The organism is Streptomyces sp. NPDC102514 (genome assembly GCF_055584525.1).
The window spans coordinates 1,159,008-1,178,044 of record NZ_JBVJLW010000001.1; the positions used below are offsets into that span (position 1 = coordinate 1,159,008).

Annotated in this window: 14 protein-coding genes and 3 pseudogenes; 7 read left to right on the forward strand and 10 right to left on the reverse strand. The window is 68.3% G+C overall.

Translation table 11 applies throughout. From position 1 onward, the window contains the following. The first annotated feature begins 252 nt into the window (after window positions 1-252). Entirely contained in the window at window positions 253-687 is a 435-nt protein-coding gene (locus ACZ60E_RS05190; protein ID WP_469438239.1) for a VOC family protein, read from the forward strand. A 115-nt stretch (window positions 688-802) separates the two neighbouring features. Here ACZ60E_RS05190 and ACZ60E_RS05195 read toward each other — a convergent pair. Together ACZ60E_RS05195 and ACZ60E_RS05200 are read right to left on the reverse strand one after the other, a co-directional pair. Next, window positions 803-892: pseudogene (locus tag ACZ60E_RS05195) on the reverse strand (IS5/IS1182 family transposase); the annotation flags it as partial. 28 nt (window positions 893-920) lie between these two features. Then, window positions 921-1,325, reverse strand: a pseudogene (locus tag ACZ60E_RS05200) (SDR family NAD(P)-dependent oxidoreductase); the annotation flags it as partial. 84 nt (window positions 1,326-1,409) lie between these two features. On the opposite strand from ACZ60E_RS05200, the gene ACZ60E_RS05205 reads away from it, so the two are divergent. Next, window positions 1,410-2,333 carry an AraC family transcriptional regulator gene (locus ACZ60E_RS05205; protein WP_469438241.1) on the forward strand — a complete coding sequence of 308 codons (924 nt, stop codon included), beginning with the start codon at window positions 1,410-1,412 and terminating at the stop codon, window positions 2,331-2,333. A gap of 238 nt (window positions 2,334-2,571) precedes the next feature. Here ACZ60E_RS05205 and ACZ60E_RS05210 read toward each other — a convergent pair whose 3' ends face one another. From ACZ60E_RS05210 to ACZ60E_RS05220, 3 genes are all read right to left on the reverse strand, one after another. Then, entirely contained in the window at window positions 2,572-5,112 is a 2,541-nt protein-coding gene (locus ACZ60E_RS05210) for an ABC transporter permease (RefSeq protein WP_469438244.1), read from the reverse strand. A gap of 134 nt (window positions 5,113-5,246) precedes the next feature. After that, window positions 5,247-6,029 carry an ABC transporter ATP-binding protein gene (locus ACZ60E_RS05215; RefSeq protein WP_384800650.1) on the reverse strand — a complete coding sequence of 261 codons (783 nt, stop codon included), beginning with the start codon at window positions 6,027-6,029 and terminating at the stop codon, window positions 5,247-5,249. Between the two features lie 551 nt (window positions 6,030-6,580). Beyond that, window positions 6,581-8,317, reverse strand: a complete 1,737-nt coding sequence (locus tag ACZ60E_RS05220; protein WP_469438246.1) for an IlvD/Edd family dehydratase — start codon at window positions 8,315-8,317, stop codon at window positions 6,581-6,583. 612 nt (window positions 8,318-8,929) lie between these two features. Between ACZ60E_RS05220 and ACZ60E_RS05225 the strand changes: the two genes are divergently transcribed. Then, the gene (locus ACZ60E_RS05225) at window positions 8,930-9,346 is read left to right on the forward strand and encodes a WhiB family transcriptional regulator (protein ID WP_469438248.1); all 417 of its coding nucleotides are present in this window, start codon (window positions 8,930-8,932) and stop codon (window positions 9,344-9,346) included. Window positions 9,347-9,689: 343 nt separating this feature from the next. Then, window positions 9,690-10,481, forward strand: coding sequence for a hypothetical protein (locus ACZ60E_RS05230; RefSeq protein WP_469438251.1), 792 nt, complete (start codon window positions 9,690-9,692; stop codon window positions 10,479-10,481). Window positions 10,482-10,538: 57 nt separating this feature from the next. Here the strand turns inward: ACZ60E_RS05230 and ACZ60E_RS05235 are convergent. The 4 genes and pseudogenes from ACZ60E_RS05235 to ACZ60E_RS05250 all read right to left on the reverse strand — a co-directional run. Further along, window positions 10,539-10,742 (reverse strand): annotated as a pseudogene (locus tag ACZ60E_RS05235) (ferrochelatase); the annotation flags it as partial. Between the two features lie 14 nt (window positions 10,743-10,756). Then, window positions 10,757-11,107 (reverse strand): DoxX family protein, encoded by a 351-nt coding sequence (locus ACZ60E_RS05240; RefSeq protein ID WP_469438253.1) that lies wholly within the window; start codon window positions 11,105-11,107, stop codon window positions 10,757-10,759. Between the two features lie 72 nt (window positions 11,108-11,179). Continuing rightward, window positions 11,180-11,914: an alpha/beta fold hydrolase gene (locus ACZ60E_RS05245; RefSeq protein ID WP_469438255.1), complete on the reverse strand. Its 735-nt coding sequence runs from the start codon at window positions 11,912-11,914 to the stop codon at window positions 11,180-11,182. A 121-nt stretch (window positions 11,915-12,035) separates the two neighbouring features. Continuing rightward, window positions 12,036-13,064, reverse strand: a complete 1,029-nt coding sequence (locus ACZ60E_RS05250; protein ID WP_469438257.1) for an LLM class flavin-dependent oxidoreductase — start codon at window positions 13,062-13,064, stop codon at window positions 12,036-12,038. Window positions 13,065-13,113: 49 nt separating this feature from the next. On the opposite strand from ACZ60E_RS05250, the gene ACZ60E_RS05255 reads away from it, so the two are divergent. Both ACZ60E_RS05255 and ACZ60E_RS05260 read left to right on the forward strand, forming a co-directional pair. Further along, window positions 13,114-13,503, forward strand: a complete 390-nt coding sequence (locus ACZ60E_RS05255) for a winged helix-turn-helix transcriptional regulator (RefSeq protein ID WP_384800673.1) — start codon at window positions 13,114-13,116, stop codon at window positions 13,501-13,503. A gap of 483 nt (window positions 13,504-13,986) precedes the next feature. Continuing rightward, a complete protein-coding gene (locus tag ACZ60E_RS05260) occupies window positions 13,987-14,970 on the forward strand; it encodes an STM4015 family protein (RefSeq protein WP_469438262.1) in 984 nt (327 codons plus the stop codon). Between the two features lie 204 nt (window positions 14,971-15,174). Here ACZ60E_RS05260 and ACZ60E_RS05265 read toward each other — a convergent pair whose 3' ends face one another. Continuing rightward, window positions 15,175-17,577 (reverse strand): ricin-type beta-trefoil lectin domain protein, encoded by a 2,403-nt coding sequence (locus ACZ60E_RS05265; RefSeq protein ID WP_469438264.1) that lies wholly within the window; start codon window positions 17,575-17,577, stop codon window positions 15,175-15,177. Between the two features lie 297 nt (window positions 17,578-17,874). Here ACZ60E_RS05265 and ACZ60E_RS05270 point away from each other — a divergent pair, with 297 nt between their 5' ends. Continuing rightward, window positions 17,875-18,366 (forward strand): hypothetical protein, encoded by a 492-nt coding sequence (locus ACZ60E_RS05270; RefSeq protein WP_469438267.1) that lies wholly within the window; start codon window positions 17,875-17,877, stop codon window positions 18,364-18,366. The last annotated feature ends 671 nt before the right edge of the window (window positions 18,367-19,037 follow it).

Consider the following 19,037-nt stretch of genomic DNA (forward strand, 5'->3'; position numbering starts at 1 on the left):
GACGTCATGGCGGAGTCGGGGGGAGGCCAGATTCGTCGATGCAGCCGGTGATAGGCCAGACGCGTCGATGCAGCCGTTGATTGGATCGGGTCGGTACTGCAGGTCTCCTTCGGACACGGTCGCGTCGTTCTCGTCGGCTGCCCGGTTTGATCACGCGGGTGTCCAGGGCCGTCCCGGGCGTGACGGGGGGCGGGCGGACTTGCCTGAGGAAATGAGCGGCAGGGTCCCCCTTGCACGCGGTACGGTGCGCCGATGTCAGCGATCAAGAAATTCCAAGTCACCTTTGACTGCGCAGAACCTGAGCGCCTTGCTCGCTTCTGGTGCGAGGCGTTGGGGTACGTCACACCGCCGCCACCGGAGGGATTCACCACCTGGGACGATGCAAACCGGGCCCTGCCTCCTGAGAAGCGGGATTCATGGTTCGCTTGCAGTGACCCTTCAGGTGTGGGCCCGCGTCTGTACTTTCAGCGCATCCCCGAGGGCAAGGTCGTCAAGAACCGGGTGCATCTCGATGTCAGGGTCGGCACCGGGCTCGTGGGGGACGAGCGCCTGGCCACACTCGAAGCCGAGTGCGCACGACTGGTTGCGCTTGGCGCGACCCACGTGCAAACGCTGTATGCCGATGAGGAAAACGAGTCATGCATCCCCATGCTGGACATCGAGGGCAACGAGTTCTGTATCGACTGAGCATAGTTTGAGTCGGTGAGGGAGCCGCCTCACCTGGGCTTCTCTGGTGCCGAGTATGGGGCGGGAGTGGCCTCGTGAGAGTGAGGTGGTGCAGCCGGGGGATGCCGGGCTTGGCCTGACGGGGCTGATGCGCAAGCGACGGTCCGAGGTGGCCGATGGGGCGGTTGGCGGCCGACTTCGACACCTCGAACAGTGGGGCGAGTTCCAAACTGCCGCGGCTGAGCCCTGGTGAACGGGGTGAGGGTCCGCGTGGGAAGGGCCATGATTCCGGCGTTCGCGACGAGGATGTCGAGAGGCCCGGACCATGTGCGTGTGAAGGCGTCGACCGAGGCCACATCGGACAGATCGAGAGCCTCAGCGCGCACCCGGCCTGCTCCGGCGACGGTGGCCAGCTTCTGGACGAGCGGTTCGGCGGACTGCGGGCGGCGCGTGGCGATGGTGACCTCCGCGCCTGCGGTGGCCAGCGCCCGGACGGTTTCGGCGCCGAGACCCGAGGCGCCGCCGGTGACCACGGCACGCCGACCGGTGAGATCGACGCTGTCGATGACCTCCTGCGCGCGGGCGTGCGAGGCGAAGGGAGTCGTAAGGAGGGCGAAGGGGTTTCGCGGGTGCCTGTCGGTCCGGGAGTTCGTTGTCATGCGTCCACGCTACGATCGGTTCGCTGGATGCTCTATGGCTGAGAGTCCTTCCTTCTTTAGCGATCGTCCAGACCGGAGGTGGGTGTGGATCCTCTTGAGGATGTGCTGACCCTGTTGCAGACTCGCAGTCATCTCTCGGCGAGCCTGGCTGCTGGAGGGCGCTGGGCCGTACGGTTCGACGCGCCCCGCGTGGTGAAGTTCAACGCCGTTCGGCGCGGGTCGTGTCAGCTGGAGGTCGATGGGATCGACGAGCCGATCGGCCTGGCCGAGGGTGACTGCTGCCTCCTGACACGTCCCCGCTCCTTCACGCTCCGCAGCGATCCGGAGGTTGAGCCTGTCGACGGCGGCGCCGTGTTCGCACAGGCCGAGCGCGGTATCGCCAGAGCGGGACAGGGCGACGACGTGTTCCTCATCGGCGGCGGTTTCTCCTTCGGAACCCGCGCCCAGGAACTGCTGCTCGACAGGCTGCCCCCGATCGTCCATGTGCCGGCCGGCACCCCGCACGCGGAGGCGGTGCAGTGGGCGCTGACTGCCATCGAGCAGGAGCTGACACTTCGGCCGATGGCCTCCACGCTGATGGCGGAGCATCTGGCCGTCGTCATGTTCGTTCATGTGCTGCGTCTACACCTCGAACGTGCGTCACGTGCGTCACGTGCGGCGTCGGGGTGGTTGGCCGGCCTCGCGGATCCCGTGGTCGCCACAGCGCTGACCTCCCTGCACCGCGATCCGGCGCGTTCGTGGTCCGTGGCCGAACTGGCCGACGCCGCTGCGGTGTCCCGCTCCACCCTGGCCGCCCGCTTCAAATCCACAGTCGGTCAGGGGCCGTTGGAATACCTCACGAGATGGCGGATCGAACTCGCAGCCCAACAGCTCCGGGAAGGCAGTGCAACGCTCGCCTCCATCGCCCACTCCGTGGGATACGGATCCGAGAGCGCCCTCAGTGTCGCCTTCAAGAGGGTCCTGGGAATGCCTCCCGGCGACTACCGCAAGCACCCTTTGATGCCTTGATGCCTTGATGCCTTGATGCCTTGATGCCTTGATGCCGTAGAGCTGACCGCACATGTGTTGGCCCGGCCGGCCCGTCCCAGTGACGTGGGCGCAGTCTTGCAGCGTGTGCGCCATGCGTTGGATGAGGGTGAGGTGGTCGGTCGAGGCGGCGTAGATCACCGTCTTGGAGCCGACGAACGGGCGTCGGCCGGGCTGGAGGACCAGCCCGGCCGACGTGGGTGTTGCGCGTGGCGGGAGGCTACTCGGACTTGATGGCCGCCAGCATGTTGAGTTTGGAGGCGCGGCGGGCGGGCCACACCGCGGCCAGCATGCCCACGCCGGCGGCGAGGGCGAGGAAGAGCGCCAACCGGCCCCAGGGCATGACCAGTTCGTACGTCGGAAGGGACGGAGCGATCAGTTCGCCGGCGGCCCAGCCGAAGAACGCACCGAGGCTCAGGCCCAGGACCGCGCCGAAGAGCGAGATGACCAGCGACTCCAGACGCACCATGCGCTTGATGCCCTTGCGGTCCAGGCCGATGGCGCGCAGCATGCCGATTTCCCGGGAACGCTCGAAGACCGACATGGCCAGGGTGTTGATGACGCCGAGGACGGCGACGATCACGGCCATAGCGAGCAGCCCGTAGAGCATGTTCAGGAGCAGGGTGATCGCCTTGGCGATGTCGTTCGAGATGTCCTTCTTGTCCTGCACGTTGATGGCCGGGTTGTCGCCGAGCGCCTTCTGCAGCGCGTCCTTCGTGGCCTGGTTCGGGCCGTCCTTGGTCTTCACCATCACCTTGTTGTCGGTGATGGTGTCCATGTGCGCGGAGAGCACCGCGCTGTCGATGACGATTCCGTTGAGCAGGGAGTTTCCCTCATAGATGCCTGCGACGGTGAATTGTTTCCTGGCGCCGTCTTCGAAGGTGACCGGGACCTTCGAGCCTGCGTGCCAGTTGTTGTCCTGGGCGGTGTCGTCGTCGACGACGATGGTGTTCCCGGTGATCTCGGAGAGCGAGCCTGAGCTGAAGTCGACCGAGATCATCTGGCTGATGGTGTCGCCGTTGACGCCGGTGAGCGCTGTCGTGTCGCCGTCGACCAGGGCCGGGGCGGTGCGCTGGGTGCTGGTGGCGGTGACGCCGTCGGTGCGCTTGAGGGTCTTCTCCACATCAGGTGACAGGCCCGTACCGCCGATGGCGCCCAGGGAGACGACGTAGTCACTGCGCAATGAGCCCGCGGCCATCTCGTCGATGCTCTTCTGCACGCTTCCCGCGATCACGGTCAGGCCGGTGATGAGGGTGAGGCCGATCATGAGCGCGGAGGCGGTGGCGGCGGTGCGGCGGGGGTTGCGCACCGCGTTCTGGCGGGCGAGCTTGCCCGAGATACCGAAGACGCGCAGCACCGGTGCGGAAGCGGCGATCATCGGCCGGGACAGCAGAGGCGTGAGCACGAACACGCCGATCACCAGCGCGCCCGCGCCCAGGCCCATCGGTGCCTTGCCGTCGCCGCTGCTCATGCCCGTACCGGCGAGGACCAGTGCGACACCGCCGCCGGCGAGGATCGCGCCGATGGTGTTGCGTACGACGAGGCCGCGGCCGCTCGGAGCGGCGTGCACGCTGCTCATCGCGGCGATCGGGGGAATTTTCGCGGCGCGACGGCCGGGCAGCCAGGCGGCGAGGACGGTGACGACCACGCCGACGAGGAGCGCGGCAACGACGGTGGTCGAGGAGACGACCAGCGGCCCGTCGGGGACCGTGGAGCCGGTGGCGCCCAGCAGCGAGCGCAGTGCGGCGCCCAGGCCGATGCCGGCGAGGAGGCCGGTGACGGCGGCGACCGAACCGACGACGGTGGCCTCGATCAGTACCGAGCGGGTCACCTGGCGGCGGCTGGCACCGACCGCGCGCATCAGGGCGAGTTCCCGGGTGCGTTGGGCGACCAGCATGCTGAAGGTGTTGGCGATGATGAAGATGCTGACGAACAGCGCGATCCCGGCGAACACCAGCAGGCCGGTCTGCAGGCCGCTCATGCCGGCCTTGATGTCCTTGGCCTGGTCGTCGGCGAGCTTCTTGCCGGTGACCGCCTCCGACCTGGTGGGCAGCAGCTTGTCCACGCCGGCCTTCAGCGTCGCCTGGGAGGTGCCGGCGGCGGCCTTGACGTCGATCTGGTCGTACTGGCCGGGCTCGGTGAACAGCTTCTGCGCGGTGGCGTTGTCGAAGAGCGTGAGGGTGCCGCCCGCCGCGACATTGCCGTCGTCGGTGGTGAAGATGCCGACGATCTTCTTCTGGCGCACCGGGCCGTCGGTGGACAGCCGCACGGTGTCGCCCACGCGGTAGTCGCCGCGGTCGGCGGTCCTGGAATCCAGTGCCACTTCGGCGTCGGTGTTCGGGGCGCGGCCGGAGCCGAGGTCGTACCGCGGATCCTTGCCGTTCTTCGCGGGGAAGTAGTTGCCGCCGGTGCTGGAGAAGCCGTTGCCGAGGAGATCGCCGTCCTTGTCGGCGACGGCGGTGTAGCCGGCCACCGTGCCGGTGACGGTCCCGGCCCCGGGAACGGCCGAGATCCGGTCCAGCAGGCGCTGGCTCAGCCGCGGTGGGTCGCCGGGAGAGGTGTCGTCGTTCTTGTCGTGCGGGCGGACCGCGACATCGACGGTGTCGAATCCCTTCTCGGAGCTCTTCTGGTAGGCCTTCGTGATCGTGTCGGTGAAAACCAGGGTGCCGGAGACGAAGGCGACGCCGAGGAGCACGGCGAGCACGGTCATCAGCAGCCGGGCCTTGTGGGCCAGCACATTGCGCAGGGCGGTACGGAACATGGGGGAGTCCTGGAGGAGAGGCGGGAGCGTGAGGGCCGGATCGCAGCGGCCGGTTGGCAGCGGCCGGTTCGCGGTGCGGCGGCGCCGGGCCGGGAGGCCGCCACGCGCGGCGTCAGGGCGTGGTCGGCACGTGGTCAGCTCGTGCGGCCCTTGGCGTCGAAGCGCTTCATGCGGTCGAGGACGGAGCCGGCTGTCGGGTTGTACAGCTCGTCGACGATCCGGCCGTCGGCAAGAAAGATCACCCGGCCCGCGTGGGCGGCTGCGACCGGGTCATGGGTGACCATGACGACGGTCTGGCCCAGCTCCTGGACCGAGTTGCGCAGGAAACCGAGGACCTCGGCGCCGGAACGCGAGTCGAGGTTGCCGGTGGGCTCGTCGGCGAACATGATCTCGGGCTTGCCGGCCAGCGCGCGGGCCACGGCCACACGCTGCTGTTGACCACCGGAGAGCTGGTTCGGCCGGTGCTTGAGCCGCCCGGACAGGCCGACGGTCTCCACGACCATGTCCACCCAGTCCTTGTTGGGTTTGCGGCCTGCGATGTCCATGGGGAGCGTGATGTTCTCCAGCGCGGTCAGCGTCGGCAGCAGGTTGAAGGCCTGGAAGATGAAGCCGATCTTGTCGCGGCGCAGTTGGGTGAGTTTCTTGTCCTTGAGCGAGGACACCTCGACGTCGCCGATGCGTGCCGAGCCGCTGGAGATCGCGTCCAGACCTGCCATGCAGTGCATGAGCGTGGACTTGCCGGAGCCCGAGGGGCCCATGATCGCCGTGAACTCGGCCTGCCGGAACTCGACAGAGACGCTGTCCAGGGCGACCACCTGGGTCTCGCCCTGTCCGTAGACCTTGGTCAGGTCCGTCGCGCGGGCCGCGGCCACGGCGGGGCGGGTCGCGGTGGGGGCGCCGGAGGGGAAGGCGGTCACGGTGGAGTGCTCCTGTCGTACGAGGGCCGTCGGACCGGAAGATGCCGAGGGCCCGGGGAGATGAACCAATGGGGTTTCGCTATGACCTCCATCGTCCGTGCCGTCGAGACCTCAGACATCCGACCGCGCGCCCGTTACTGATCCGGACCAAAGTCGAAGGTTGCCGTCGCTGAGTAGTCCTCAAGAAGGAGAGACCTCCGCCCGGAGGTGGCCTGGTCCTGACAACGGGCCCTCTACGAGCCGGTCGACGCCGCGCTCGATGGTCCGGTGTCGGGGGGCGAGCACGAAGCCGCGGCAGCCCGGCGGCCGGGAGACGGCCGGTAGACGGGCTGGATGTCCATGCCGAGCCTGGCGCCGTGCTCGATGGCGGTGGTGCGGCAGCCAACGTCGATGCCTCGGCCACAACGCTGCACGCTGGCGGAGGTTTTCATGCTCTGGGAGTCGCGCACGCAGGCGGAGGGTTCAGCGGTGCGGTCTTCGGCCTGGCGGACCAGGCGGAGTACGCGAAGCAGCAGTTCGCGGTATGCGTGATCGGTGCCGCCGTGGCGGGTTCAGTGGGAGTCGCGGGGAACCTCGTGTCCGCGGCTTCCGCGGAGGAAGCCGAAGTCGGCGCCCTGGTCGGCCTGTTCCACGTTCTGGGTGTAGAGCCAGGCGTAGCCGCTGGTGTGCCGCTCGGGGGGTGCCGTCCAGGCCTGCCGACGTCGTGTGAGCTCCGCGTCGTCCACGTCCAGGCGCAGGATGCGGTTCGGGACGTCGAGGACGACGGGGTCCCCGTCGCGCACCAGGGCGAGAGGTCCGCCGACGGCGGCCTCGGGCGCCACGTGCAGGACCACCGTCCCGTACCCGGTGCCGCTCATCCGGCCGTCGCAGACGCGCACCATGTCCTTGACACCGGCCTTCAGCAGCTTGGTGGGCAGCGGGACGTTGGAGACCTCGGGCATGCCGGGGTAGCCCTTGGGACCGGCGTTGCGGATGACGATCACGGTGTTCTCGTCGATGTCGAGGTCCGGATCGTCGGCCACCTCGTGATACGCCTCGGGGGAGTCGAAGACGCGTGCGGGGCCGCGGTGCGTGAGCAGGTGGGGGGATGCGGCGGACTGCTTGATCACAGCGCCGTCGGGGCACAGGTTGCCGTGGAGGACGGCGATACCGGTACCGGCGGGCTGGAAGGGGGAGTGAAGGCGGGTGATGACGTCGGAGTCGATGCGTTCGGCCTGCTGGGTGTTCTCGGCGATGCTGCGTCCGGTGACCGTGATCTGTTCGCCGTGCAGCAGCTTGCCGTCGAGCAGTTCGGCCAGGACCGCGGGCAGCCCGCCCGCGTAGCAGAAGTCCTCCATGAGGTACTTGCCGCTGGGCATCAGGTCGACCAGGGTCGGCACCGCGCGTACCAGGCCGTCGAAGTCCCGCAGGTTCAACTCGACGCCGACGCGTCCGGCGAGGGCGATGAGATGGATGACGGCGTTCGTGGAGCCGCCGATGGCCGCGTTGACCCGGATGGCGTTCTCGAACGCCTTACGGGTCAGGATCTGCGAGGGGCGCAGTTCCTCTTCCACCATCCCTACGATGCGCTGTCCCGCCGCCTGCGCGGTCTCCATCCGCCGGGCGTCGACCGCTGGCCAGGCCGCCGAGCCCGGGAGCTGCATGCCGAGCGCCTCGGCCATGCAGGCCATCGTCGAGGCGGTGCCCATCGTCATGCAGTGCCCGTGGGAACGGGCCATGCACCCTTCCGCGAAGAAGCACTCCTCCTCGGTCATCCGGCCGGTCTTGAGGTCCTCCTCGAACTTCCACACGTGGGTGCCGGATCCCACGTCCTGGCCCCGGTACTTGCCGTTGAGCATGGGCCCGCCGGTGACCATGACGGCGGGCAGGTCGACGCTGGCGGCGCCCATGAGCATGGCGGGGGTCGTCTTGTCGCAGCCGGACAGCAGCACGACGCCGTCGAGGGGGTTGGCCCGGATCAGTTCCTCGACCTCCATGGCCATGAGGTTGCGGTACAGCATGGCGGTGGGGCGCATCAGGGTCTCGCCGGTGGCCATGGTGGGGAACTGGAGCGGCAGGCCGCCCGCCTGCCACACTCCGCGCTTGACGGCTTCGGCGACCTGGGTCAGATGGGCGTTGCACGGGGCGAGTTCGGAGGCACTGGTCGCGACGCCGATGACGGGACGCCCGTCGAACACCTCGTGCCCGAGTCCCTGGTTACGCATCCAGGAGCGGTACACCATCCCGCTGCGGCCCTGTGCGCCGAACCATGCCTGGCTGCGGCGGCTCGTCTTCTGCCCGTCGGTCATGTAAGCACTCCCGTGGCTGTGGTGTCGTCCGTTCGCGATGGGGCGTCGTTGCCGGGTGGGGTCCCGCAGGCCGTGCGCTGCACCACGATCATTGAATGATGTGATGAATGGCGTCCAGGGGTGCGCAGAGATCGTGGTGTACTTCCTGCCCCTGGACCGGAGCGTGGTCGACTCGCTCAGCTCGGGTGGCGCATCGTGGGTGGCGCGTGGGAAGGCGGTTGATACGGCTGCGGATCTGCGCGGCCGAGCCGAGGACCACCTCGCGGAGCGTCCCGCCGAAGACGACCGTGCGGGCGGGTTGAGCACGTTGACCAGGTCGGCGACGCCGACGCCGAGCCAGTCGCCGACCTCGTGCGGGGCGGAAGGACCGCTGAACGTGCTCATGAGTTTCGTACCTGACGCGTGCTCCCACGCCGGTGTCGGTGTCTCTCACACGGCGGACCGCCGTGAACGGCTCAGCCTCCTACGGCGTCCGGATTGTGCGCCGAGAGGGTGACAAGCCCGTTCTGAGTTCTTACGCTGAAAGGAACCTCTGCCGGGTACGCGGCGCGCTTGAGGCGCCGCGATTCGGTGCTGGGCGGATGCGCCCGAACGGATCGGCAGAGGTACGCGATGGCCATCGACCACTCACCCGCGGCTCCGAGCGAATGGTGCCGCCGAGCCGCATGCGTCGGTGAGGATCCCGAGATCTTCTTCCCGCTCGCCGACACACTCGCCCCCGGTGCGGAGGCACGAGCGGCCCTCGCGGTGTGCCGCCGCTGCCCCGTCCTCCTCGCCTGCCGCTCCTGGGCCATCGATCGTGGTGAGGACGCGGGTATCTGGGGAGCCACCACAGCCGCCCAGCGACGAGCCGTCCGCCGCGCCACCGTGGAATCCGGGGCACTGCCGGCGTACCAGCGGTACCGGGCGGCGCCGGGCGCCGACGCGGACCCAGAAGAGGGCGGGGAGGGGGCGGGGAAGCGGGTTGAGGCGGACAAGGACCGGGAGGAACACTCGGACGGGCCGGTGACGCGTGCTGCTGCGAGGTGAGCCGCCGCGAGGTGAGTCGTGCGGCGCGGCCGATGTGCCTGGCGACCGGCGTCGGCCGCGCGGCACGCCGCCGCCATACGAGTCCTGCGCGGAGCCCGCCGCATCCGCCGGCCATGAGACGGGCGAAAGGTTGGTGAACGGCGACTCGGATTCCTGGTCCGACGCCGGCCGGGGTTCCGGTGCCGAGGAGGCGCACATGCACGGCGCGACCACATGCGGGACTGCGGCGGCCGACATTCCGATCGACGGCCGCCGTACGGACCCTGTACGGCGGTCTGCGGATCGCGAGGCTGTCGATGAATACCCCACCTGGCGGAACATCGGGCTGGCAACGATGGCGGCGATGCTGGTGGTGTCTCTGCGGCGGGTCGGCAGCCACGCCTTCGAGGCCTGCTGCCAATGGCCCCGGTCCCACCCGCTCAACGAGCGGAACCTTGCCGTCAGACACCACCCCCTGATCATGGTCGAGTCCGTACGGCAGGTCGCCGCGGCCTTGGCCGCTCACCTGCCGCCGTCCGCCGGGGACCTGGAGCCCGTGTCGATCCGGCTGGGCCTGTCCGACGGCGGGCCGCCGCTGGAGAGCGGCGATGCCACCGACGTCCTGCTGCGCATCGCTCTCGGCGATGTCGAAGTTGAAGTCGAAGATGGCCGCTGCGTGGCCTATCGACTCACGGCCGACTTCCTGCACGCCGGTGAGCGGTTCGCCGCATGCGCGATGCGCCTCGCCCAGCCTGCGCTGCATGCTCCCGAGGCACCGGGTACCGCGTCCCTGCCCGGCATATTGCACCCGTCGGCAGCTGCGGTCGGGGCCGCCGCCGAGCCGGACGTCCTGCTGGCCCGGGCTCCTCAGGGACGCATGGCGATCGCACCGCGCGACCTCGGGCACCCGGTGTTCCTCGCAGGTCGGCCGTCCTGCGTTCCCGCCCTGGCGGTCCTGGAGGCCGGACGGCAGGCGGCGCTGCTGTGCTGCGGGCGCCCTGCCTCCGCGATCAGAGGACTCAGCGTCGACCTGCACGGAGCCGTGCCGCTCTCGGGGGCTTTCGTCGAACTGAGTTCCTCGCCGCTCGGACCCCGCTTCGAGGTGGTCACGGCGGGACGGGTTGCCGCGACGGGCGGGGTCGGCCTGCTGACCTGACCACCTGAGGAGGCGCCCGGAGGCGCCACGGGACCTCGGCGTCGAGGTCGTTTCGATGTCGTAAAGGACCTCCGTGTGGTCGGGGACGAGCCCGATGGGCACCATCACTACGGCAGTCGCCCCGCCGATGTGCAACTGTTCGAAGTGGTCGTACATCTCCGGCTCCAGCCAGGGGTTGTGCGCGAGGCCCGAGCGGGACCGGCGGATCAGCCGCCAGGGACCGGCGGACCAGCGGCCAGGGACCGGCGGACCAGCGGCCACGGACGTTCGGCCTTCTACAGGCTTGAGACGCGCAGTGCGATGAGAGCGATGGCCACAGCCGTGAGGACCGCTGCCGGAAGCGCCCCCTTGTAGTCACGGGTGCGCAGATGACTGGCGACCGCGCCGATGAAGTAGAGCGTCAGAGCGATCGCGGCGGCGATTCCGAGAGGCGCCCACCAGAGCCCGATGACGAGGCCGCCGGCGCCGGCTGTCTGGGCGACACCCAGGAACGGCAGTACGCCGTACGACAGGCCGATGGCGGACATCTGGTCGACGAGGCGTTTCGGCCGGGTGAACTTGGCACCGGCCGACGCCAGGAGTACCGCCGACATGAGTGCGGCAACGATGGCGTAGGCGAGGAACATACTGAGACCTCAAGTGCTGGGAGGGGGCGATTGATTGGACAGCCGCTGACCTGGCTTTGCTTCTTTCGCAGGTCAGGAGTTGTGGAGCAGAAGGGCGCCGAGTTCCGCTGGCCTGGTGATCATGACGTCGTGTCCGGCTTTGATCGTGTGGACGCGAGACGGCTCGCCGTTGGGCTGAAGCTTCGGGATGGGCCGTCGGGCGACGCCCTCGGGCTCGTTGCCGACGCAGTGGATGTGAGTCCGCGGGATGGATGCCTGTGCGGGGTTGTCCATCTCGGCCGGCTGCTGGAAGCAGAGCACCGACTCATCTGTCAGCGTGCTCCTGAGCCAGGCGATGTCGTCGGGGTCGGTGACGCCGAACAGGCCGAGTGGCGCGGCGAATTCCGGCAGAGGGGGAATGCGCCAGGGGTGGGCACTGTCGGCGGCATCGTCAATCATGACTCGTGTGAGGGGCATGACGTCGATGGCGTTCTCGCCGTGTGTCGGCACCATCGCGTCCACGTACACCAGGCTGGAGATCCGCTCGGGAACCTGGTTGGCCACGCTGGAGATGACCATGCCTGCGTAACTGTGTCCGACGAGGACGACGTCGTTCAGGTCATGTTCGAGGATGAGGCCGATGACGTCGTCGGTGTGGGTGGTGAGGCCGACCTCGGGACTCAGGAGGTGCTCCTTTTCCCCATGGCCGGTGAGGGACGGCGCGAAGACACGGTGGCCCTCGGCGGTGAGCAGGGGCGCGACGCGGTTCCAAGACCGTCCGTCGTGCCAGGCACCGTGTACGAGAACGTAGGTGGTCGGATTGGACATGGCTGATCCTTAAAGTGGGTCTACTGGCGGGTGGACTTGCGCTGCACGCGGGCACGGCTGGACACGCGCACGGGCGTATGCGGCAGGCGAACCCCGGGCACGGTGACGCTGATGCGATGGTTCAGATGGATGCGGTGCGCACGGCGGGTGCGACGTCCGACGCGAACCTCTCGATGGATCCGAGAACGCTCGAACGTGGCAGACCGCCGAGATCGACCTGTCCGATGAACCGGTTGGCGCCGAACAGTTCCTTCTGCGTCACGAGCTTCTCGGCGATCTCCTGTGCACTGCCGACCAGGAGGGCGCCTGCGGGGCCGGCCATGGCTTCGAAGGTCGGGCGATCCAGGTGCACGCCTCGGCCCTGTGCGAAGTAGGCGCGGTAGTAGGGATAGAAGGTCGCGCGGGCTCCCTGCGAGGTCGCACCGACGAAGAGATGGGCCGCCACACCGATTCCGAGCGCGGCGCGCGGATGCCCGGCCGTCTCGGCTGCCTGCCAGTACATGTCGACGGCCGGTTTGGCCCTGGCGGTACTGCCTCCCAGGTGCGCCAGCGTCATCGGCAGCCCCAGGCGGCCGGCACGCCGGGCGCTGTCCGGCGACCCTCCGACGGCCAGTCGCACCGGCAGCACCCTGTCCAGGCGGGGAACGACGGCGACGCCGTTCAACGGCGGCCGGAACCGGCCCTCCCACGTGATGCGGTCTTCATGCGCGATCATGCGCAGCAGGTCGAGCTTCTCGGCGAAGACGTCGTCGTAGCGCTCCATGTCGACGCCGAAGATCTCGAACGGCTCCGCGTAGGCGCTGCGGCCCACCGTGATCTCGGCACGTCCTCCCGAGACCAGGTCGAGCTGTGCGAAGTCCTGATGGAGGCGGACGGGGTCGAGCACACTCAGCACCGAGACAGCGCTGGTCAACGTAATGGATGCGGTTCTGGCGGCGACGGCTGCGAGGACGACAGCCGGCGAGGCGACCGCGAACCGGGGGGTGTGATGCTCACCCACACCGAACAGGTCGAGCCCTGCCTGGTCGGCGAAGACGCCGATGTCCACGATGTCGCGGACGCGCTGCGGGGTGCTGACGCCCGGGACGATGTCGGTGAGAGAGAAGACGCCGAGTTCGGCCTCGGCGCCCGCTGAAGCGGTGTGCTGCATACGTTCGACGGTAGGCATCCGTCAGGTACCTGAAGGTACCCTTCGGCTCGTGAGCCTCCGCCCCGGAACCGTGTTCCTCGCCGACTGCCCCGCCCGCCTGGCCATCGAGATCATCTCCAGTAAATGGGCTGTGGTCACGCTCTTCGCCCTGAGTGACGGTCCCGTGCGGCACGGCGAGTTGGTCGAACTCATCGGCGGTGTCTCACGCAAAGTACTGACACAAACGCTGCGCGGTCTTCAGGACCACGGACTCGTCGAACGGCACGCGTACGCCGAAGCGCCACCGCGTGTGGAGTACAGCCTGACCGAGCTCGGGCGTACCTTGGAGGAGCCCATCAGAAAGCTCACGGACTGGGCGAGAACCAACGGAGAAGCGGTTGCCGCCTTTCACGAGGCAGCCGCCGAGAAGGACGCACCGAGCGCGCCTCCACGGTCCTGACCCGCAACGCGCCTGCCCACATGCGCCTCCTCAACACCGTCCTGTCGGGGGTGGGAGTCGGTGCGGCGGGGGTCTCCGCGCATCTCACCGGGACCCTTCGGACCGTAGTACTGGCCGCCCAGTGCACGACGTTGCGTCCGGCCTGGCTGGGTATGGCTGTCGGGGTCCATGCTGCGAGCTGGTTCATGGTGCGTCTCTCCGTGATGCGCGAACCGACCTGGTCGGCGCCGTGGTCGCCGAGTACATTGGCGAAGTGGCGGACGACGCCGAGGCAGCCACGGAACGGGTGCGGTCCGGAGAGAGTGCGATGGAGGAGGTCGAGACCTTCTCGGCCGGACCGTGGAGGCGTCCGCCCGGGACCGGTCGCCCGAGGCGCGAGCCCGGTGGCTCACCCTGACCCTGTCGGGGCTCACCAGCAGGGGACGTACGCCGGACGCCTGAGGTTGAAAGTTCTCAAGTCCCGCCGCACCGCGCTCAGTTCGCATGTGGAAGGCTTGCGCCGTGACGATCGACAATCTGACAACCCTGCACGGTCTGCCCGTCTATGACTTCCCGGTCGCGGGCGAAGAGGTCGGGCCACTGCCTCCGGCGGGCGAGGTCGCCTGGAAGCTGTCCCGCTATCAACTCCTCACGGACGGAGAGTCCTTCGAGACCTGCTGGAACCGCTTCCTCGACACCGTCGACCTCTCGCAGGTGCGCGCCCTGGTCCTGGGTTCAGGCGCCTACGGTACCGAGGACGACGGGGACGATCCCGCCGAGACGGCCGACCGTCTCGTGGCCGCTGCCGGCCGTCTCACCGGACTCGAAGCCCTCTACCTCGCCGATGTCACCTTCGAGGAGGCTGAGCTGTCCTGGATCGTGCAGGGTGACGTGACCCCGATCCTGGCCGCCTATCCCCGCCTCCAGGAGCTTGGTGTACGCGGCTCGGGCGGCGGCTTCGACGACGGTCCGGGGCTGCGGCTGACACCGCTGCGCCACGAGCACCTGCGCGTCCTGCGTCTGGAGAACGGCGGTCTGCCCGGAGAGGTGGCCCGCGCGGTGGCCGCCAGCGATCTGCCCGCGCTGCGCCGCCTGGACCTGTGGCTGGGTGCGGACTACTACGGCTGCACCACCACCCTGGCGGACCTCGCCCCCATCCTCGACGGCGACCGCCTGCCCGCCCTGCGCCACCTCGGCCTGCGCAACAGCGAGATACAGGACGAGATCGCCGCCGCCCTGGCCGGTGCCCCCGTCGTGGCCCGGCTCACCTCCCTGCACCTGGGCCTGGGCACTCTGAGCGACACCGGCGCCGAAGCCCTTCTCAGCGGCCAGCCCCTCACACACCTGGAGGAACTGGACCTGCGCCACCACTTCCTCTCGGAACCGATGATGCAGCGCCTGCGCGAGGCCCTGGAGCCGTCCGGCGTCAAGGTCGACCTCGAAGAACGGGAGCAGGCCACGAACCGGTACGTGGCGGCGGGGGAGTGACACCTGCCGCCATGACCTACCTGTTCGGGTGGACACCCTGCTGACGCCTCGCTGACGACCGGCAGGACGACGCTTCCTGTGTCCCGGTGGTGCGCCGAGGCCCGTGGATTCGCGGGCCTCGGCGCTGTGGAACTGTCACTTTCCGGCGGGACCTCTGGTGGGATCTCTACGATCCCGTGGGACCTTTACGATCCGGTGGGCCCCCTATGAAAGGACCCACTTCTGGCTCTGCTGGCTACCGCATGTCCACAAATGGACCGCGGTGCCGTCAGCGGATGCCCCGCCGGTGACGTCCAGGCATTTGCCGGACTGCGGGTTGCGCAGTGTGCCGTTGGTCTGTGGCTGCCAGATCTGGGCCGCGGTTCCGTTGCAGGTGTAGAGCTGCACCTTCGTGCCGTCGGCCGTGCCCGAGTTGTCGATGTCCAGGCATTTACCCAACGCGCGAACGGCGCCGGTGCCGAGCACGGACCACTCCTGGGCTGCGGTGCTGTTGCAGGTCCACAACTGGACCTTGGTCCCGTCGGCCGTGTTGGCGTTGTCCACATCAAGGCACTTGCTGAGGCCCTTCACCTCTCCGGTGCGGGACGGCGTGCCGGGGAGCTGGTTCAGGGTGTACCAGGCCTCGGTGCTCCACAGTTGCTTGCCCTCGTCCGAGCTGAAGGGGCGGGCCGAGCGGACGTGGACCACCCGGTTGGGCTTGAGGCCGGGGATGGCCAGGGTGACCGTCTTGCGGTCGCTGGAGACGGTGGCCGACTGGACGGTCAGTGTCTCCTCGTCGACCTTGGGGCCGCCGTAGTCGACCCGGGGTACGTAGCGCCACTGCTTGACCTTGTAGCGCGCGGCCAGGCCGGCGGCGGTCTCGTTGGATATGGGCTGGGTGTAGTCGAGGGCGAAGCCGCCGTTGACGGCACGCATCTGGCGGATGTCGAAGGCTCCGGTTCCGCTCGGTGTCAGCTTCTGCAGGCCGAACTTGAGTTTGCCTTCCTGGCCCCAGTTGCCGTCCGCTCCGAGGCCGCCGATGTAGAGGGCGCCGTCGGGGCCGACACTGATCCGGTTGACACCGACCTCCAGGCCCTGGGTGAGACGGAACACGGCGCCCTGGTACTCGTCGTTGACCCTCTCCAGGTATCCGCGCTGGATGCCGCCGTAGGTCACGTCGCCGAACAGCATCTGGCCGGCGAACGACCCGTCGCTCAACTGCAGTGGCGTGCTGGGGGAGTTGGCGATCTCGTTCTGGGGGAGCCACAGGACCGGCTTGGTCACGTTCTTCGAGTCGAAGGGGCCCGCCGGGTTGGTGTAGTGGTTGAAGAAGCGGTCCTGTTTGACCTGGACCAGCTTCGACGAGGGCAGCCAGCCGCCTTGGTTGTCGGTGACGAAGATGTCACCGTCGGGACCCCACCCGATGCCGTTGGGCGTGCGCAGCCCGCCGGCCACGTAACTGACCGCCCCCGTGGCCTTGTTGACCTTGATCGTGGAGCCGCGGTTGGCTGCGGGCTGCGGATTCGTCGTCGCTCCGCCGTAGTTGATGGATACGGAGAGGTTCAGGTAGAAGAACCCGTCCTTGTACAGCAGGCCGAACGCGAACTCGTGGAAGTTGCCGCCGTAGGGCCAGGTGGCGACCCGCCGGTAGGTGTCGGTGACCTCGTCGCCGTTGGTGTCGTTGAGTTCGGTCAGCTCGTGCTTCTGCGACACGTACAGCTTGCCGTCCACGTACTTGATGCCCATGGGCTCCTTGAGCCCCGAAGCCACCTTCTTGTACGTCACTTTGTCCGGTCCGGTGTTGCCGGTGACGTTGCTCAGCAGGTAGACCTCGCCGGTCGTGTTCTCCGAGCCGCCCCAGGTGGTCACGGCGAGCCTGCCGTCGGGAAGCCAGTCCATGGCGGAGACCTGCGGTTCGAACCCGCTGGGCCGCAGGTTGGTCAGGGTGTAGTTCGGGTGCACGCCGGTCAGGGGCAGGCCGTCGCCGGGTGAATCGCCGGCCAGTTCGCATTCCTTGCGTCCCGGAGCGGTGACCCGGACGACGTCGGCGTCCGTGCTGAGCACCGAGTTGGGCACCACGGTGAAGGCGGTGGCGGAGGGCGGCTTCCAGGCGAGAGTGACCTGCTGCCCGCCGTCCTTCTCGAAGTGGTCGATGCGGATCGAGTGGTATCCGGCGGTCAGGACAACGTTGCCGTCCTTCGGATCGGAGCCGTGCAACCCGTCGTGACTGATGACGAGTTGGTCGTCGATGAGGAGCCGGGAGCCGTCGTCGGTGGTGAGCCGGAAGGTGTACGTCCCGGTGGTGGGGACGTTCAGGTTGGCGATCGTCTGCGAGATGAAGTTGGCGCTGAAGCCGAAGTCCGCGTCGGAGGACCAGTCGATCACCGGCATCAGCTTGTCGACGTTCGGTGTCTGGCCGGGCTTGAGTTCACACAGTTTCTCAAGCGGCACCTGCATGTCGAAGACACGCAGGGTGACACCCGGCTCCTGCGGGGGAAGAGCGTTGGCGGAACGGTCGGTCGGAGCGGCCGAGCCCGTAGGGGCGGACAGTCCGAGTGCCAGCAGCGAAGTGACGATGGTCGTGGCCAGGCGTCTGCCGAGTCGCCCTGATAACAGCCGTGGATACACGTGGCCTCCTGTTCGCTCCCCGGCATGGGGGAACGCAGATGGACGAGTGAGAAGATCCACCGCTGCCGGTGCGCGCCGTCGCACCGGATACGGAGAGTGGCGTACGGGACGTATGAGATCTCGTGCCGTCGCGACGGACACAGTAGGGACTTTCTCCGAACTCGTCCATACTCTGTCCTCACTGAGGCCAAAGCTTTCACCGGCCCCACCCTCCTATACGGCATCGCGCTTGCTCAGATCGAGCTCTCACCCCTTTGCCGACTGACGGCAGCCGGACGGCAGGATGTGCGGATGGCGATGAGCGAGACCGAGCTGCTGGTCCTCCTGCGTGCACTCGACGACCCCGAACGGCTGGGAGAGCCGCTGCACTACGATCGCGCCGCGACCGGCTTCGCGTTCAGCAGGCTGGTGAGCCGGCTCGAAGCGGAGTTCGGTGCCCCGTGCGACTCCGAGCGGGACACTCAGGACTCCAGCGAGTACGGGCGTATCCACGTGCCCGCGGACGCGACGGTCTGCGGGACGCGGATAGTGGTCTGCGTGAGCAAGTTCGGCTCTGTCGCCGAGGTCTGTGCCGACAATCCGGGGGCGTTCTACGGTACGGACGAGGCATGTGCGGTGGGGGCGCTGGACCCCGCCGATCTCGCCACCGTGGAGCGGGCGCTGGCCGAACTCGGTTACGTGAGCGTCCCCGAGGAACTGCTGGAAAGCGACTACCAGGGCCCCAGCGCGCTGGGGCCCTTCGCAGCGCGGCCCACCTGGTGGACACGGTTCTTCGGCACGGTCTGGTGATCCACCAGCACGGCGGGCCCCTACAGCGTCGAGGGCCGCCAGCCGGTCACGGTCACCCTGTTCGGGGTGGGGCGCGGTTGTGCTGTCGACCATGGGACGGAAGATCTTCTCCTGGCCGGGCAGGGCCGGGCCGGGCGGGCTCGCGGGAGCGGGATTCAGGAGTGCCAGCGGTTGCGGCCGGCGGAGCCAGGGCCGCAGATCATGGGAGTTCCTGCCTTGGTGACGCCGGTCGCTCCTTGCGGAGAACAGAACAAGCCGGGGTGTACGGTGCCGACGCTGCCACCGCCCGTGGAGCCGCCTGAGGAGGACGAGGAACTACCACCGGTCGAACCGGCGCCCGCGTTCGTCTGGCGCCGTCCTCGCACAGGCATGTTCTGTGGCGGCGCAAAGGAGTGCGCTTGATACGGCTCACTGCGAGGTGACCCCGCCGCAGTGAGCCGTGCGATTCCTCTCGGGCGCGGCCGCTGCACCGGTGCTGCTGAGCCGTCTGCTGCGACCGAAGTGGTGTGCGGACCCCGGGGTGCGGCTGTCGTAAGTGATTCGGTCACTAGGACCTGTCCTGGCGATCATCTGGTGAGACGCCTCGGTGATACTTTGACCGGAATTGTGGGAAGGGGCGGGCGAATCCGTGGACAGTGACCTGCGGCGTGCGGTGGTCGTGACGCTTGGCG